This window comes from Candidatus Clostridium eludens (genome assembly GCF_045310515.1).
In the GTDB taxonomy this organism is placed as follows: domain Bacteria; phylum Bacillota; class Clostridia; order Clostridiales; family Clostridiaceae; genus Clostridium_B; species Clostridium_B eludens.
Window position 1 is genome coordinate 1 of the sequence record NZ_JBJHZX010000039.1, and the last position, 16,347, is coordinate 16,347.

The 16,347-nt window shown below is 31.9% G+C and carries 15 protein-coding genes and 1 pseudogene; 4 read left to right on the forward strand and 12 right to left on the reverse strand.

All coding sequences use genetic code 11. The features are described from left to right. The first annotated feature begins 416 nt into the window (after positions 1–416). Complete coding sequence (locus tag ACJDU8_RS20030; RefSeq protein ID WP_406793946.1) at positions 417–1,181, forward strand: hypothetical protein; 765 nt, start codon at positions 417–419, stop codon at positions 1,179–1,181. A 496-nt stretch (positions 1,182–1,677) separates the two neighbouring features. On the opposite strand, the gene lepB is transcribed toward ACJDU8_RS20030, so the two are convergent. The 6 genes from lepB to ACJDU8_RS20060 form a co-directional block, all read right to left on the reverse strand. Beyond that, on the reverse strand, positions 1,678–2,250 hold the full coding sequence (lepB, locus tag ACJDU8_RS20035) for a signal peptidase I (RefSeq protein WP_406793947.1): 573 nt from the start codon (positions 2,248–2,250) through the stop codon (positions 1,678–1,680). Positions 2,251–2,519: 269 nt separating this feature from the next. After that, positions 2,520–3,881, reverse strand: coding sequence for a HAMP domain-containing sensor histidine kinase (locus ACJDU8_RS20040; protein WP_406793948.1), 1,362 nt, complete (start codon positions 3,879–3,881; stop codon positions 2,520–2,522). Beyond that, positions 3,878–4,342, reverse strand: coding sequence for a response regulator transcription factor (locus tag ACJDU8_RS20045; RefSeq protein WP_406793949.1), 465 nt, complete (start codon positions 4,340–4,342; stop codon positions 3,878–3,880). Before ACJDU8_RS20045 ends, ACJDU8_RS20040 begins: the two co-directional genes overlap by 4 nt. Before the next feature lie 199 nt (positions 4,343–4,541). Next, positions 4,542–5,165, reverse strand: a complete 624-nt coding sequence (locus ACJDU8_RS20050; RefSeq protein ID WP_406793950.1) for an EAL and HDOD domain-containing protein — start codon at positions 5,163–5,165, stop codon at positions 4,542–4,544. Positions 5,166–5,936: 771 nt separating this feature from the next. Further along, entirely contained in the window at positions 5,937–6,614 is a 678-nt protein-coding gene (locus ACJDU8_RS20055; RefSeq protein WP_406793951.1) for a response regulator transcription factor, read from the reverse strand. Between the two features lie 521 nt (positions 6,615–7,135). After that, on the reverse strand, positions 7,136–7,672 hold the full coding sequence (locus ACJDU8_RS20060) for a hypothetical protein (RefSeq protein ID WP_406793952.1): 537 nt from the start codon (positions 7,670–7,672) through the stop codon (positions 7,136–7,138). 312 nt (positions 7,673–7,984) lie between these two features. On the opposite strand from ACJDU8_RS20060, the pseudogene ACJDU8_RS20065 reads away from it, so the two are divergent. Both ACJDU8_RS20065 and ACJDU8_RS20070 read left to right on the forward strand, forming a co-directional pair. Next, positions 7,985–8,519: pseudogene (locus ACJDU8_RS20065) on the forward strand (ferritin family protein). Positions 8,520–8,929: 410 nt separating this feature from the next. Then, complete coding sequence (locus ACJDU8_RS20070) at positions 8,930–9,265, forward strand: transposase (RefSeq protein ID WP_406793953.1); 336 nt, start codon at positions 8,930–8,932, stop codon at positions 9,263–9,265. 110 nt (positions 9,266–9,375) lie between these two features. Here ACJDU8_RS20070 and ACJDU8_RS20075 read toward each other — a convergent pair whose 3' ends face one another. The 4 genes from ACJDU8_RS20075 to ACJDU8_RS20090 all read right to left on the reverse strand — a co-directional run bounded on the left by ACJDU8_RS20075 (position 9,376) and on the right by ACJDU8_RS20090 (position 11,807). After that, positions 9,376–10,194: a TIM barrel protein gene (locus tag ACJDU8_RS20075; protein ID WP_406793978.1), complete on the reverse strand. Its 819-nt coding sequence runs from the start codon at positions 10,192–10,194 to the stop codon at positions 9,376–9,378. A 122-nt stretch (positions 10,195–10,316) separates the two neighbouring features. Next, a complete protein-coding gene (locus ACJDU8_RS20080) occupies positions 10,317–10,550 on the reverse strand; it encodes a pyridoxamine 5'-phosphate oxidase family protein (RefSeq protein ID WP_406793979.1) in 234 nt (77 codons plus the stop codon). Between the two features lie 389 nt (positions 10,551–10,939). Further along, positions 10,940–11,164, reverse strand: a complete 225-nt coding sequence (locus tag ACJDU8_RS20085; protein ID WP_406793954.1) for a hypothetical protein — start codon at positions 11,162–11,164, stop codon at positions 10,940–10,942. 31 nt (positions 11,165–11,195) lie between these two features. Next, a complete protein-coding gene (locus ACJDU8_RS20090) occupies positions 11,196–11,807 on the reverse strand; it encodes a DNA-3-methyladenine glycosylase (protein WP_406793955.1) in 612 nt (203 codons plus the stop codon). A 708-nt stretch (positions 11,808–12,515) separates the two neighbouring features. Between ACJDU8_RS20090 and ACJDU8_RS20095 the strand changes: the two genes are divergently transcribed. Continuing rightward, positions 12,516–13,019 (forward strand): RrF2 family transcriptional regulator, encoded by a 504-nt coding sequence (locus ACJDU8_RS20095; protein ID WP_406793956.1) that lies wholly within the window; start codon positions 12,516–12,518, stop codon positions 13,017–13,019. A gap of 629 nt (positions 13,020–13,648) precedes the next feature. Here the strand turns inward: ACJDU8_RS20095 and ACJDU8_RS20100 are convergent. After that, positions 13,649–15,043: an MFS transporter gene (locus tag ACJDU8_RS20100; protein WP_406793957.1), complete on the reverse strand. Its 1,395-nt coding sequence runs from the start codon at positions 15,041–15,043 to the stop codon at positions 13,649–13,651. A gap of 215 nt (positions 15,044–15,258) precedes the next feature. Then, positions 15,259–15,684 (reverse strand): MarR family winged helix-turn-helix transcriptional regulator, encoded by a 426-nt coding sequence (locus tag ACJDU8_RS20105; protein WP_406793958.1) that lies wholly within the window; start codon positions 15,682–15,684, stop codon positions 15,259–15,261. Between the last annotated feature and the right edge of the window lie 663 nt (positions 15,685–16,347).

Sequence of the window (16,347 nt, forward strand, 5' to 3'; positions counted from 1 at the left end):
AAGCATTTAATCTCACCCGCATAGCAGGCGGTTTTTAGTTTCAGGCACTAAAGTACCTTCAACTTGTTAAAACATAACGAAGATGAGTACATTTAATAAGTAATTGTACTCATTTTTGAAGTCTTACAAATGTATTTATATGAAATATGGCTATACGGGTAATGGGAGTATCCTTGTCATGTACTGAAAAGTAAATTCTGTAATTTAGAAATTTTCATTAGATATGTTACTTTATTTACACAAAAGAAAAATGATGATTTAAAACAGTATATAAGCTTGTTTAATCTGGTGAAATTGCTCTAGATAATTGACCAATTTTACAAATAACATAAAGTTCACACGGCTAATTGACAGTAAAAATACAATTTTGAGATATAATGTTAATCAATGCATAAAATTTAAGGAGGAATTGAGTCATGCAAAAAATGAAATATAAATTACTTTCAGCTTTAGTGATTGCAGCACCATTATTATTGAATACAGGATTTGCTACAACAGTTCATGCATGTTCTAATAGTAATTCAGGATGGAATAGTACATGCAATAACCGGGACAATAACCAAGGATGGAATAGTACATGCAATAATCGAAGCAATAATCCAGGATGTAATAATTCAGGACATCCTAATGGAATCAATGTATATCCGGTAAATTATTACACACCAACTACAGTGTATACTTCATCTGATTATTCTTTTGCAGATTTTAAGACTAAATTAGATACCTTAGTAGCATCAGGAATCATAACCCAAGAGCAAGAAACAACAATATTAAATTTATATTATAATGGTCAAATAACAACAAACTCAACTTTAAAGAATAAATTAGATATTTTAGTAACAGTAGGGATTATAACTCAAAGCCAAGAATATTCAATACTAAGTCCATTTACTAGCTGGGGTTCTTGTTGGAAAATACCAGCACCAACAACGCCAACAGCACCAGTATCTAGCGTAGTTAGTACAAGCACTACTTCAAATACAAGTTTCTGTCTTGAAGACATTAAAACTAAATTGGATACCTTAGTAACAGCAGGAACTATAACTGAAGACCAAGAGACAACGATATTAAATCTATTCAATAATGGTGAATTAACAACAAAAAATTTGAAATCTCAAATAGACATTTTAGTGATAGTAGGAGTTATAACTCAAAGTCAAGCAGTATTAATACAACATTAAAATGTATTTTAATTAACGTGAGTTTGGCAGAATTTTATGTGATGAACAGTATAATATCAATGCCTATATAATATTACATTATTCTAAAGTATGCTAAAAAGCAAAAGCACAAATCTATTATTTATATAATTATAAAAATAATAGATCATACAGTCCTTGAAGTATTGAAAATACTAAAATTTCTCATAGAACTCACGTTAATTAGAGACATAATGCACTAAAGTACTTAAGATAACTTCATTAAGTACTTTACAGTATTTTATTTTTAATATTTCTTGTATAAAAAATTATACTCTTTGATACAAGTGAATTAATACGATATTTAAGTAATTTTTAATACGAAAAATACATAATATGAGAGACCGCAATGTTTTTACTTATTCGTTACGGAATTAATTGATTGATAATTCAGAGGGACAATAATATTACGCCCCCCTGTGAATAACATAAAATCACCACTACAATACAGCATATATAAATATTCACATGATTAATGTTAGAACAATTTCACTCTATTAAATGGATATATTCTTACTATGACATGACCTTTTAAATTTTTTATATCAATTGAACCCAGCATTCTACTATCTGTGCTATTGGTTCTGTTATCACCTAAAACAAATACATGGTTTTTAGGAACAACATACTTAGTTGTAGTCGTAATTGGTTCAGTAACGGTTCCTTTTGATAAATAGTTTTCCCTGAGAAGATTATTGTTCAAATATACATGTCCTCCTTTTATTTCTATTACATCGCCTTCTATACCTATTACTCTCTTTATAAAATAACCTTCATTTGGGATTTTAGGATCAAGTACAACAATCTCTCCTCTCTTCACGTTGTGCATTTCAGTACTTATTTTTTCAACAAATAATGAATCATTATTATATAATATTTCTTGCATTGATGGGCCATCTACAGTAACTCTAGCAAAAACATAAGTACGTAAAGCTAACGCAATGCCTATTATCAATATTATACTTATTACATATTCACCCATTTTTTTATAATAATCCAATCTATTTTTTTCATCCATTTTAATTGGCTTTATAATAGTTACAAGTCTCACTAAAATACCCTGTAAATATTATTCATACACTTAATTATTTTTCGATTGTAATAATTAATGTACATAATGGCAGCTCTCTACACTACCTACCATAAGCCGGTGGTTGCTATTTCACTTCCTTTCCAAATTAAATAACTTAGCTTAACTTAACTGTTACGCTAGTCAAAATATAAAATCATTTAATAATGTAAATGAAACTTTCAGACTCCAGAAATTCAACTATCCTAAGTTAAATAATTTCAGTAGAAAAAATTATTACAATTCTTTATTTAATGCTTGTTTTTAATAGGATATTTAATTATAAAACTCACTCCATTTTCTCTATTTACTGCCTTAATATCTCCATTATAAAAATCTATTATTTTTTTTGAAATGGCAAGCCCTAATCCAAAGTTGCCCTTCTTACCTTTATACATACTATCAAATATACGTTCTATATTCTTGCTTTCGATAGTATTTCCATCATTGTAAATTTCAATAGTAGCAAAATTATCTTCTCTTTTTAATGCTATTTTTATAGTAGTTTTTGCATATCTCAATGCGTTATCCAATATATTCTCTATAGAAACTATTACTTTCTCCTTATTGGCCAAAATAATACTATTTTTAATGTTTAAATCCCATCTAATGTTACTGTTAAATGCTTGAAATCTATGTATTATGTCATTAAGAATGTCTTGCAAATTTATATTTTCATTTCTTATATTATTCTCTAACATGTATTCAAGAGTATTTAAATACAATACTTTTTTTATTTTTCTTTCAAGATTTACAGACTCATCCTTTATTATTTCAGCTGTTTTTTCAACAGAATCTATATATACACCATCCATAATTGCTTCAGCATGGCTCATAATAACCATAACTGGTGTTTTTAAGTCATGAGATATACTTTGAAAAAATAACTTTTCATTTTCTTCGGCATATTTTAATTTTTTTTGCATAACGTTCATGGAATTTGCAAGGCTTCCAATTTCATCATTACTCTTAATCTTAATTGGTTCTCCCCAGTGTTTACTTGCTATCCTTTTAGTATAATTTTCTAGTTCCTTAAGTGGCCTTGAGATGTATCCTGCAATAAACTTTGCAGTAAAAAAAGCTATAACAATGAATACAATACCTATAATAATAATTTTATATAGTATACTATTATCAAAAAAATATGGCATATAGGTAATTAAATATGATTTTTGAGAATTTTCATTTTTTATCGGACTTATTATAAAAAAAAATTTAGTATTATTGTGATACTCTTTAAATTCTTTCTCATCCTTTCCTACATATTTAATGAAACCAATTATCCAGTTTCTTTCTTGGTCTTCTGGTGGGGGTGGTTCATCATGGGGATTATTTATATCTACTATTTGCGTTTTGCTTCCATCAATATTAACAATTAGGTTTTTAATACTCATGAGATTTTTTAATTTATCAAACCTTAAAGGATCTTGGAAATTATTATTTTTTACTAACATGTCATGAGCTGCTGTTAGATCTTGTATTTTAGCATTTTCATCAAAGATTCTGAAAGCAAATAAATATAGAAATGAAATACAGCATATTATTACAAGAATCATAATTGTGAAGGTCATCCATATTCTTAGCATTAATGATTTTATCTTAAATATCTTCATAGGTTCACAACCAATTTATAACCATGTCCATATATTGTTTCTATGGTTAATTTATTTGCCTTTTTTCTAAGTCTTCTTATGGCATCATCTATAACTCTGTCAGAGCCAAAATAATTGATATCCCAAACATTTGTTCGGATTTTTTCCCTTAATATTAAATTGTTCTTATTTACAGCAAGATAGTTTAATAATCCAAACTCACTATTAGTAAGTTGAAGTTCCTTACCTTTAGATAAAACTACTCTTCTAGTTTTCTGAATAAAATATTCACCAATTTGTATATTCAAATCTTCTATTTCAGTATTAGTATCATAAATTCTTTCTATAAGTTTATTCACTCTTATTTTTGCACAGCTTCCACTAGAAAAAGTAGTTACATCATAACCTTCGTTTTTAAGATATTTTTCGAGTAAAATATTTAAACTATATTTATCTTCAACTAAATATATTTTTTTAGACAACACTATCACCTCAGCTCAAATTTAAATTATATTTTGTTATATTGCTAAAACTTTTGATAAAAATGCTAATTTTCGTCACTGAAATCAAAATAAATATATAGAATTTCATATGGCTTTTAAACTTAATAATCAATTTACATATTATTAATAACACATTTAATCAATTTTTCTACTATTTTTCTCATACTTATACTTTCAGTTAATTATATATAAGCTCATTTGCAGATATTTTTTTACTGGATATAATTGTAGGTTTACTAAAATAATAGCCTTGAAAATATGTATAACCACACTGCATCGCTTCATTAAATTCATCAACTGTTTCAATTTTCTCTGCAAGAAATTTTATTTTTTTAGATTTTATACTATTAATTATTTTTCTTCGTTCATAATCTGGAGTTGTACGAAAATCAACTTTTATTATATCTACAAAATTAATGAATTTCTTATGCTCTTCATCAAAAACAAAATCGTCTAAAGCAAGTATAAACCCTTTTTGTTTTAGAATTTTACATGCATTTATCACTTTATCTGAAGGTTTTACATTTTCTAAAATTTCAATTGCTACAATTTCAGGCGAAATTATTTCAAATATTTTCGATGTTAAAATGTTCTCAGTGAAGTTAATAAACGCCATTTTGTTCTGAACTATCTTATTCATACCAATATGAAAAATACTATTTTTTATAACTTTAATAGTTGCTGTATCTCCATCAGTTTCACTACATTTATTTTCTCTAGTATTATCTCTAAACAAGAGTTCATATCCATAAATTTTATTAAATCTATTAAAAATAGGCTGTCTCGCTATAAATATATCCATAAATCCTCCAGCTTTATAAGTTTACATGAATTTTATATATAAGAGTTCTTACTATTTGTCGAAAAAGCAACAATAATGTAGCAAGTGTAAATTTCTTTATATTTAGAAAAACGCGTAATTATATTTAAAACATTTTGTTATATAACATATTTTTTTATTGTTTCACTTAACTTTTTGTTTAAAAAAATTATAACTAACAATTGTAGTTATAATATGTAATAATTATGTGAAACTTATGTAATTTAAATTCACTATTATAAGTGAAAAAACAGCACAAGTCCGTATGAGTCTTAGAGTAGAAAATAATAATAAATTTATACGTGGAGAGAAAAAGCCAAAGAAAATATTGAGAGGTATTTGAAGCAGCATTATAATATGCAAGAATCTAATTTTGGTGACGGTCTAAAATTAGCTCGTATCCAAACAATATCTAGTTTAATCGATTGGGTATATATACAAGCTGAAAACGGAGTTGTTAAAGAAAACATTTTTAACTCTCTTGGATTATCAAGAAATACGTGTGCTTAGGTGATGTAAAATAGTGTAATCAATTTTGCTCATTTAAAGTAAAGTATATGATATATTCCACGATGTGGATAAGGGAGCTGACCAGAAGAATTGTTTCACTGAAAATGCGATGAACTTGGACTAACATGGTAATAAATGGGGTATAACTGTAATTTTTTGTTCCATTACTACAGAGACCCCTCATAGGTTTCCTTACTATAACTTCAGTTACAGCTTTATCTGGCACTTCTATTTTAAATATCTTCATAGGCTCGCAACCAATTTATAACCATGTCCATATATTGTTTCTATAGTTAACTTATCGACTTTTTTTCTAAGTCTTCTTATGGTATCATCTACTACCCTGTTAGATCCGAAATAATTGATACCCCAAACATTTGTTAGGATCTGTTCCCTTAATATTAAATTATTCCTATTTTCAACAAGATAGCTTAATAATTCAAACTCCTTATTGGTAAGTCTAAGTTCTTTACCTTTAAATAAAACCATCCTTTGCTTTTTATTAATGGAATATCCTTCAATCTCTATGTTGAAACTCTCTGTTATATTGGCACCTCCGTAAATTTTTACCATGAGATTATTAGTTCTTATAACTAGTTCTCTTGGTAAAAATGGCTTTGATAAATAATCATCACCGCCAAGCTCTAATCCTACTACCCTATCGAATTCTTTATTTCTTGCGGACATAAATATAACAGGTGTATTTTTATTATTTTGTTTTATATGCTTAATTAACTCATATCCATTTATGTCAGGAAGCATTATATCTAGTATCCAGAGATCTGGCATATCTTTTATTCTATTTTTTGCACAGCTTCCATTAGAAAAAGTAGTTACATTATAGCCTTCGTTTTTAAGATATTTCTCAAGCAAAATATTTAAGTTGTATTCATCTTCAACTAAATATATTTTTTTATCCAACTCCATCACCTCAACTTAAGTTAGTATTATAGTTGAGTACAACTCTAAGGCTTTTATTCTAGTAACCTTATAAAGGCTGAATTCTTTGTCACTAAAACATATATACTAAGATTTTTACATATTTAAATTTTCTCATGTAAATTGCATCTACATAGATATTACTGAATAAACTTTATACCAGGTATTATGGCAAAAATGTGTTTTACGTATAATGATATAAAATATATTTTTCAACTGACTGTAGAGAGTATAGGTTGCAAGCTCTAGAAAATAGAAATCCCCTCATCTCCATAAGTAATGGCAGTTCACTAAACTATTAAAACATTTAGATAAGTACAAGTAAAATTCTTATTGTACTACTATCTATAAAAAGTTAGAGAGAAGTTAATAACTTCCCTCTGATTTTTATAGATTATCCTAAATAAAACATATAAGCATAATAACATGCTTGTCCAATATTTTCTTAATCAGACTAAGTCTATCTAATAAAAATTGTTACTTATTAGTTTGATCAATGAATTTTATTTTGAGCACTTGTGTCCTGAACTATTAGATGTAGAACCACCATATCCTAAGTTATTAATCCCAGATCCATTATGCCCTGAATTATCAACCATTACTGGTGCTGGCAAGCTTGGTTGCAATATACTAAATAAATTTAATATAGATACTTCTTGACTTTGAGTTATGCTACCTGTTGTTACTAAAACATCTAGTTCAACCTTAAAATTTTCTGATGTTATGTCGCCTTTATTATATAAATTTAATATTATTATCTCCTGATCTTGGCTTATAGTACCTGCTGTTACTAAAGCATCTAATTTAGTTTTAAAGTTTTCAAAAGAGAAATACGATCTATAAATTATATTTGAATTACTATTGCTAAAAGTACTTCCATCACCCTTATTATATGCTCCTGTATTACGCCACCCTATGTTAGATATTCCTGTACTATTATTGTTAGTACATGCATGTACTGTTGTAGCAATTCCTGTATTCACTAATAATGGTGCTGCAATTACTAAAGCTGGAAGTAATTTGTATTTCATTTTTAACATTTTTCAGTCCTCCTTAAATTTTCATTACTATTTGATATTATAACTAAAGATTGTAGTTATAATATCAAGTGGGCATGTGAATTTCATGTGATTTTTGACACTTTACAATAAGTGTTATACATCTATAAATATAAACAAAACTATGAGTAAAATTACCAGGTGAGTATGTGCATAATTGTATATCAAAAAATATACAACTTAAAATAAATTTTATATAACTTCTTTTGGTGCTTCTTTTATCCTTTTACGTTAACTTCTGTCATATAAAATTGAGATGGAAATGCTATATAGAAATTGTAAGCAAAATTCCTAATTTGTACAGTACGTGGCTATGTTCATGATGGAGATACACCTCCCGAAAAATGTCCTGTTTGTGGTGCATCAGCAGATAAGTTTATAGAAAAGACAGAAGCTGGAGCAATCAGTTGGGCAGATGAGCACGTAGTAGGTGTTGACAAAGATGTAGATCCAAAGGTAGTAGAAGGAATAAGGGCCAATTTTACAGGAGAATGTTCAGAAATTGGAATGTATTTAGCTATGAGCCGACAGACGAATAGGGGAGGATATCCTGAGGTGGCAGAAGCATACAAACGAATAGCTTTTGAAGAAGCAGAGCATTCGGCTAAATTGCTGAATTATTAGGAGAAGTGGTAGTGACAGATACAAAGAAAAATTTACAGATGAGAGTAGATTCAGAAGAAGGTGCTTGTAAGGGTAAAAAAGATTTATCAACCCTTGCTAAAAAATTAAATTACGATGCAACTCAAGACACAGTACATGAAATGTGTAAGGATGAAGCAAGACATGAAAGTGTCTTGTAGGACTGTTAAATAGATATTTTAAATAATGGTTAATATAAAATAATTGAATTTAGTAGTATTGATTTCCTTAGAAAAATACTCCTTGCCCATGGCTGGACTTACCTTACCGACTTAAATTCAATGCTTTTCTGTCTGCTGCACTGGCCTTGTGCCACCACTCTTTTAGCAATAAGGAAAGAATCAGGTAACTTCAAATGGGTAATACTTTCTGCAGTTATTCCTATAATTTACAGCAATATCATTAATATAGATATAGATATTGTAATAACAAAAAGCAATTGTAGATTCTAAAATAATCATTGCTACGGGAGTTATAACATTGCCAAGGCTACTTAAGGATGAGGCAAATACATTTATGGAATATTTGAAAGAAAATGAAGATAGCTAGTGCAGCCAATATAAAAGGCATATTTAAAACCAGTTTTGGATTAAATTTATGATTTTCCTTGTAAATTTAAATATGATGAATTTAATGATGTTTTTGTATGTTCTAATAATAAAATCCTTAGATTTACTAGTGTTGATACTGGTAAATACAAAAAAAGAAGCTATGACCTTAAGACGAATTTATTGTGAAGGTAATTTGGGAATAATGAAGGAAAATCATAATTTAAGAAGAACTAGAAAAAAGGGCCTTAAAAATGTATTAGAACAATGTCTCTTTTCAGCATTAGCATTAAGCATTAAAAAGTTAATAAAGTACAGTAAAGGCCAAAATACAGCTTATGTAAAAGCCATAGCTATTTATTTTATTACTTACTTTTCAATCTAACCCGATCCTCGTTTAAATCGACATCGATTTAAACGAGGATCAAATATCAAGTAATCATTCCCAACCCGTGATACTCAGGTAATTCAATTTTCATACAAGCATCCTCCCCCTTATAATTTCTCATAGGTCTGCTTTAGAATCAAAGCATCCTTTTCCAGTAATGGACCTTCAGCAATTATGCACCCTCTGGCATTAAAGTCCTTAATGGCCTTTAAACATTCTTTATAATTGAAATCACTTTCCATTAATGGCGCATGACTCTTTTCACCTTTTGGGGTATACCTTATACCACCCATATGGATATGTAAATCCTCTATTGCACTTCTTCCTAGATTATTGCAAACATATTCAAGGATTTCAGCAAAGTCATCATACCCTTTAAGGCCCCCATTGGTTCTCGCATGGATATGTGAAAAATCAATACAGAGCTTGCAAAGGGGAATTTCTTTACATAAGGCAACCAGTTCCTCTAGAGTACCAAACTGGGTTCCTTTTCCCGTTGTCTCAAGCCTATAATCAACTCCACAGTCAGGAAGTTTCTTTAAATTATTTCTGATGGTAGCATAAGCTATTTCTTTCGCATCCTTCAGGTAATAGCCTGGATGTAACACCAGACTCCTGCCGTTTACTTTTCTCAGCCCATGGGCAGCATCGATTATTCTTTTTATAGATTGATTTTGTATATCAATATCATCAGCATTCAAATTCAAATAATGTGATGCATGAGCCGAAAGATAGAAGCCTTCCTTCTGCTTTGCCTCCAGTATAGCGTTCCTGTTGCGATCCGTTACATTGACATTACGAACAAAAAGAAGCTCCATAGCATCCAGTCCTATGGATTTCAAGTAATGTATGCCGGTTGCATAATTGTATTTCTTGGTGCCATTGTATATCGGTAAGCCGGACATACCAAATAACAATTTTTCCATACTTTTTCTAATCATCCGAACTCCATAAATTCATTGAAACCCGGAATCTCCTTTCTAACTACTAGAATAAATAACTTGATATGCAGAGCTAATCAGTAAGATATTATTTCTATAATGTCTAACTAAACCCACCAGTCATTTGAAGTAAACTTATTGGGCACCACTTGAGTCTTGCCAACAACACAGAAGGATACCTTATTGTTTACCTTGATATTATCCAATTTGTGTCCCTCCGTTGCACAATGAAAATATATTTTATCATTGATGTAAACATAATTCAGGGCTGTAGCATAGTTATATCCATCTTCACCATTTGTTGCTAGAACTCCATATTCACCGTTAATAAGTATTTCCAGTGTGCTATCTCAATCAAGCTTCCTTCTTGTATTTTTCATTTCTCTAAACATAGTTTTTTATCTATCCAAAAAATCGGATTCTCTTTTTCTTTGATTATACCTTTTTTATACAAAAACAATGGTCAGATAAAGTAGATACACTTTATCTGCGATTTTATAGCTATATGAATAAAATGTCAACAAAAATAAAATATTATGAAATCTCAAATTGAGTATTACTCAAACAAATTTTCTGAATAGGAAACAGGAATCGTTTCCGTTCCTGCTACCAATCGAATCACGTCAGCCAGTGACTGTGATTTCCCTTAACTCGGATTCCTCACAGATCTCAACAAATATGACATCTCCAGCAGCAAGCACGCCTTCCACTTGGATCAGAACAAATTCTACTAAGTGATGATAATGCCCCCCATCATAGCGAGTGCCGCAGAACTCTCCCCAAAATACCTGGATTCTGTCGAAGCTTTCACAGAATTGATAACCCTGCTCATCAATGAGTCAAGATAATCACGTATAATTTTTTGAACAGTATCTGTCTTCGCACCCCTTTTCGTGTTGAGAGCACCTTTTTCCTCGAAGACCTTATGTTTATCAGTTAACAATTTTCTAACCATAAGAATTACCTCGATGTAAAAAAATCAGAAATTACTTCATAGATACATACTCGTTACCTTTTATATAAAATCTCCACGGATATTCCCTTGCTTCCTCAGCGCGATCAATCCCGACACGTTTTGTAGAAACAATTGGAATACCCTGTTCACCATCCTCTTCAACATATACTTCATCACCACACAAATCAGTCCCGTTGAAAGCACTACCAATGGATAACGAGGCGCATAGTTTTCCTGGACCATTTGTCAGCCCTTTTCTCTGGCTCTTGGTCAACTCCTCAAAATACTTTCCATACCTTTCACGAGCCATCCATTCGACTCCCTCAACCGGCTGTGCAGCTCTTATTAAAACCGCCTGTGGATTTCCTTCCTCCCTTGTTACGATATTAAAGCAGCAGTGTATTCCATAAATTGTAAAGATATATGAATAACCAGGCCCGCCGTACATAACCTCCACTCTTGGAGTTCTTTTTCCTCCATAGGCGTGGGCAGCTTTGTCTATGAGGCCCATATAGGCTTCTGCTTCAACAATTCTTGCAGATATCCTTCGTCCACATATTTCGTGCACCAGTAACTTTCCCAAAAGTTCTTTCGCCACTACGATAGAATCCCTGTTATAGAATTCCCTGTCAAGCTTCTTCAATCAATATTCCTCCTTCCAAGATTCTTTTTAATGACTTTTTCCTTGAAAAATGCACCTTTCACCTTATCGAGCAGAATATTTACGACAATTGCTGACCCTGATGACAACAGGCTTCCCTACACGATTTTGTAAATATTCAAAGTACGCAGCCCATCAAACAAAATAACTCCCAGCCCACCTGCGTTAATAGACGCCGCAAGGTTGCTATTCCAATTGTTGAAATCGAGCCAACCTTACCCCTGTGAACAGCGCTTTTTTAGCCAAGAGGAGCCGTATCTCAATCAACACCTGGCTTCCTGTCATACCCACTCCTCAATGATTGACGGTTCATAAATTCATCCGGTGCCAAATCAACAAGAGAGAGCAGTTCTCTGACTCTGTCATGGTTCTTACCGCTGTCATATATTTTCGATGACTTTCATTTGAATTTCCCATAAATCTTTGTTAGTGCAGGGATTCCGTCATCCCTCTAATCAAACTCACGCTATTAAATTCATATTGCATTTCTATCTAAAATGGCCTACAATAACAGATAACGCGGATAGTATTTATCTGCGATTAAATTATAATGCTGATTATTTGAATTGTCAATAATAAAAATATATCGAAGACAACTTTCATATATAATTTTGCTCAAAACGATTGACTAGAAAAAAATAATACGGTACGATGATCAATGAACATATTCAAGTTAGCAAGGTGATTCTAATGCAATTTTCTGTGGGCGTTGAGTACGCTTTACATTGTTTGTTATACATGGTAGATATTCCAGTCGGGAAGTCTGTCGGGATTAGAGACTTGGCTCTGTTTCAGGGGGTGTCAGAAACCTATCTTTCTAAAGTCTATACAAAATTGAGAAAGGCAGGTATTGTTAAATCAATTCCAGGTGTCAATGGAGGCTATGAGCTATCCCGGCCTCCGGAGGAAATCACATTCCAGGATGTCATTGAAGCAGTGGAGGGGAATACCCCACTATTTCAATGTATTGAAATTAGGCAAAAGCAAATCATATTGGACAAAGATAACCTTCCCGATTCACATACAAAATGTCCTTGCTTAATTAAAATCGTAATGCTAGAAGCAGAAGAGCAAATGAAACAGTACCTGAAGGGGAAAACTCTGGCTTGGCTAAGTGAGCAAGCAAAGAACAGACTTCCGGAAGATCATACAAGAACAACAATTGAATGGTTTAACAACCCGGATTCGAGATAGTCAACATGGAGGACATTATCCCCTCCTAGCACAATAATCATTGTTCAATCAACCTGTTATGACACCAGTGTACCAGGTTGATTAATTCTTAAACAAAGCACAAAAATGAAAGGATCAATAATCAATTAAAGTCTATACTGTATTTTACATAAATATCCGCAAATGATTTGTTGTACTTTAAGGATGTGAATCTATTAGATTCTTTATTAAAAATGGATTCGGTGAGGTTGGTATTGATGGAAGTATACTAAGCAGAACAAACATTGAGGTAAAGGAACTCAATGCAATATCTGGCGATTTTAAGAAAGCTATAAAGGAGATAATTGAAGAATATGGACCCTATGGCTTTGTGTCCCTGCCTAAAGACAGGGGCATCCTTATCACAGATAATTTAATTTTCATTTACAACAACATTACAATAAAACCATCATGTTTGTTTAGAATATTTTCTATTTCATCTTCACATTTTGTGCCTGTCATACAATTTATATAAATGGTCTTTCTCATCAACTTTTTCTGATATAAATATCTCGTCTGTTTCATTTAATCTTTATTGAACCGTCTTTCTTATCACTTCAAGAGTTAATTACCTACACAATGGAGAAGCTTAAGAACACTACAATACTATCTCAATCTTCTTCTGCTTCTCTGTTAACCTTACCTCTTACCAATGAGGCGAACACGCCCAGGACACAGAGTACGACAAATATTATAAATGCAGTTCTTAAACTGAGCATGAGCTGATCAACATACCCTACTGAGCCGATTGACAGGTTTCTCATTAAAATTGAAGTAATGAGTGAAACAATAGCCATACTGATAGATTGGCCTAGTAGTCGCATGTTACCCATAATTGAAGATGCGACGCCGTATAATGTCCGGTCAACCGAGCCCATTATGGCATTTGTATTGGGTGAGGAAAACAGAGCAAAACCAAGTCCGATAAACGCTAAATTAAAAATTATCAGCACAATCGGGGTCTGGGTACTCAGAAAAATGAAGAAGAATAGACCCAATGCAGAGATGCCCATTCCTAATGAAGCAAGAATCGCAGGTTTTATCCTATCTGATAATGTACCCGCAACCGGAGAAAGAACAGCCATGATGATCGGCTGAACCAATAGAATAAGCCCTGAAGCAGCCATGTCAATTTTCAGCACGGTTTGCAGATATAATGATAATACAAAGCTCAAAGCGAACGTTGCACTGTAGTTAATTAAGGTTGCTAAATTAGAAAAAGCAAAGGGCCTGTTTTTGATAATACTTCCAATAGGAATAAGTGGATTAGAATGGTTTTTCTCATATATGAAAAATACGATCAATAATAAAATCCCTACAGCAAAACTAATTTGATAAAGTAAGTCGTTCGTTAAATCAGTCAACCCAAACAATAATAAGGCCTGAGCTGCTATACACAGAATAATTCCCCAGCTATCAAATTTAGTGACGGCACCTGTCCATTCCCCCTTCAATTTCCATACGGTTATAACAATAATAATCAAAGCCATCAGCAGATTGAAATAAAATACACCACGCCATGTAAATACACTGGTGATCAAACCTCCTAATACAGGGCCAGACGATAATCCGATGTATGTTGCTGCGGCGTTTAATCCCAATGCTTTGCCTCTAGATTCAGGCGGTACTACCGACGTTAAAATAGCCATTGAGTTGCTGAATATCATTGCACTAGCGATTCCTTGCAAAATCCTAAAACATACCAAGGCAACCAAAGATGTCGCTAAAGCGCAGGCCAGGGATGAGGCCGCTAGAAATATCATACCAATTAAGAATATTTTTTTTCTTCCAAACTGGTCTGCTAGGCGTCCAAAGGGCAGCAAAAAAGCGGCGGATGAAAGTAAAAAACCAAAAACCACCCAGTTCAGCAAATTTTGGTTGCCCCCGAATTCAATACCGATAGAGGGGATGGCAAGGTTGATGGCGTTGCTCATAAATGGAGTAATAAAAGAAGTAATCATTACAATTACCAGAGTAATCCTCGTCTGACTGTTGCTGCGTTCCACGTTATCTACCTCCTTGAAATCATTAAAAGTTATTCCCTGATGTATTTCCTTTTTTCTTTATGTAAGTTGCTTATCACCTATTTCAGTACCAATATAGTCTGTTCTATCACACTTTCTGAAATATTGTTCGAAAAAATGTCCAACATTTCAGAAAAGACCGATCTCGCTATACCTCCATTTGTAGTTGTCGTGACAACTACAATAGTAAAAAATAACTACTTAAGATTATCATATATTTCATTTAGTAGTTTTTTTATTTCTATGACTTTATGTCTTTCTATTCCTACTGTTGCTTCCTCTAGCAATTGTATACCTTTAGGAATTAATTCATCCCTTAATGCCCATCCGCCATCAGTCAAAAAGATTTGAAAAGCTCTTTTATCTATGGGATGAGACTTTCGAACAACCAATCCTTTGTTTTGCAACTTTTCAAGAATGCGATTAGTATTTGATTTATCCTTAAACATCATATCTGCCAATTCTCTAGGGGTAACACCCTCTTGTTCCCATAAACAGTTAAGGACACCCCATTGCTCTGGTGTAATGTCATATTCTTTGAATCGGTGAAACAATTCATTTTTAAGTTTTGTATTTGTCTTATTTAGGATAAACCCTAACGAATCATATAATTTAAATTCCATCTATATCACCACCTTAGCTGTCATGACAACTACATTATACTCCTATGATAATTATCAGTCAATATGTACGTTCAAATTAATATAGCAGCCTTAAAAAAGGCTGCTATGACGCACAAATAGTGCATTTGTAAGTTAGTTGACCTGGTCTTTGCCCCCACACTCGCCTTTAGAAACTATCATATGGATAAGTTTCTATAAATTCCTATAGTTACTGAAACTACTAAGTTTTTTAAGTATAAGTTATCTTAATATATTATAGTATTCTTTGACTAGGACGGGAATATTTTAACCATTATTTAAATTTTGGTTCTAACTTTTTTAGCTGAACTAAACGCACTTCATGATCGAGTTTGATCGGATAAAATTTTCAGTTTCTCTACAAGTAAGTCTGCTTGGAATCAACAGATCGGATCTCCATTATTCAAATTCCAACATCAAAATACATAAATATTTGATAGCAAAACACTTTATAATAAAATGCATCAATATTCCAACATGCTATATTAACTATTTCCATTAAGAAGCATATGTGGACCTTGGCCATAGCCTCATTTATTGAGGCTCACCTCGAGGCTACAAAATCATATATGCAGAAGCTCAATGTAATAGTTAATATATCTACCTTGGAGTTTAGTTACATTTTGATATTGGAACTTTCCTACA

Bases quoted from the DNA above. Each gene is read 5' to 3' on its own strand.
- ACJDU8_RS20030 (WP_406793946.1), top strand. From the start codon at position 417: ATGCAAAAAATGAAATATAAATTACTTTCAGCTTTAGTGATTGCAGCA.
- ACJDU8_RS20040 (WP_406793948.1), bottom strand. From the start codon at position 3,881: ATGAAGATATTTAAGATAAAATCATTAATGCTAAGAATATGGATGACC.
- ACJDU8_RS20050 (WP_406793950.1), bottom strand. From the start codon at position 5,165: ATGGATATATTTATAGCGAGACAGCCTATTTTTAATAGATTTAATAAA.
- ACJDU8_RS20060 (WP_406793952.1), bottom strand. From the start codon at position 7,672: ATGTTAAAAATGAAATACAAATTACTTCCAGCTTTAGTAATTGCAGCA.
- ACJDU8_RS20070 (WP_406793953.1), top strand. From the start codon at position 8,930: ATGATTTTCCTTGTAAATTTAAATATGATGAATTTAATGATGTTTTTG.
- ACJDU8_RS20075 (WP_406793978.1), bottom strand. From the start codon at position 10,194: ATGGAAAAATTGTTATTTGGTATGTCCGGCTTACCGATATACAATGGC.
- ACJDU8_RS20085 (WP_406793954.1), bottom strand. From the start codon at position 11,164: ATGGTTAGAAAATTGTTAACTGATAAACATAAGGTCTTCGAGGAAAAA.
- ACJDU8_RS20095 (WP_406793956.1), top strand. From the start codon at position 12,516: ATGCAATTTTCTGTGGGCGTTGAGTACGCTTTACATTGTTTGTTATAC.
- ACJDU8_RS20105 (WP_406793958.1), bottom strand. From the start codon at position 15,684: ATGGAATTTAAATTATATGATTCGTTAGGGTTTATCCTAAATAAGACA.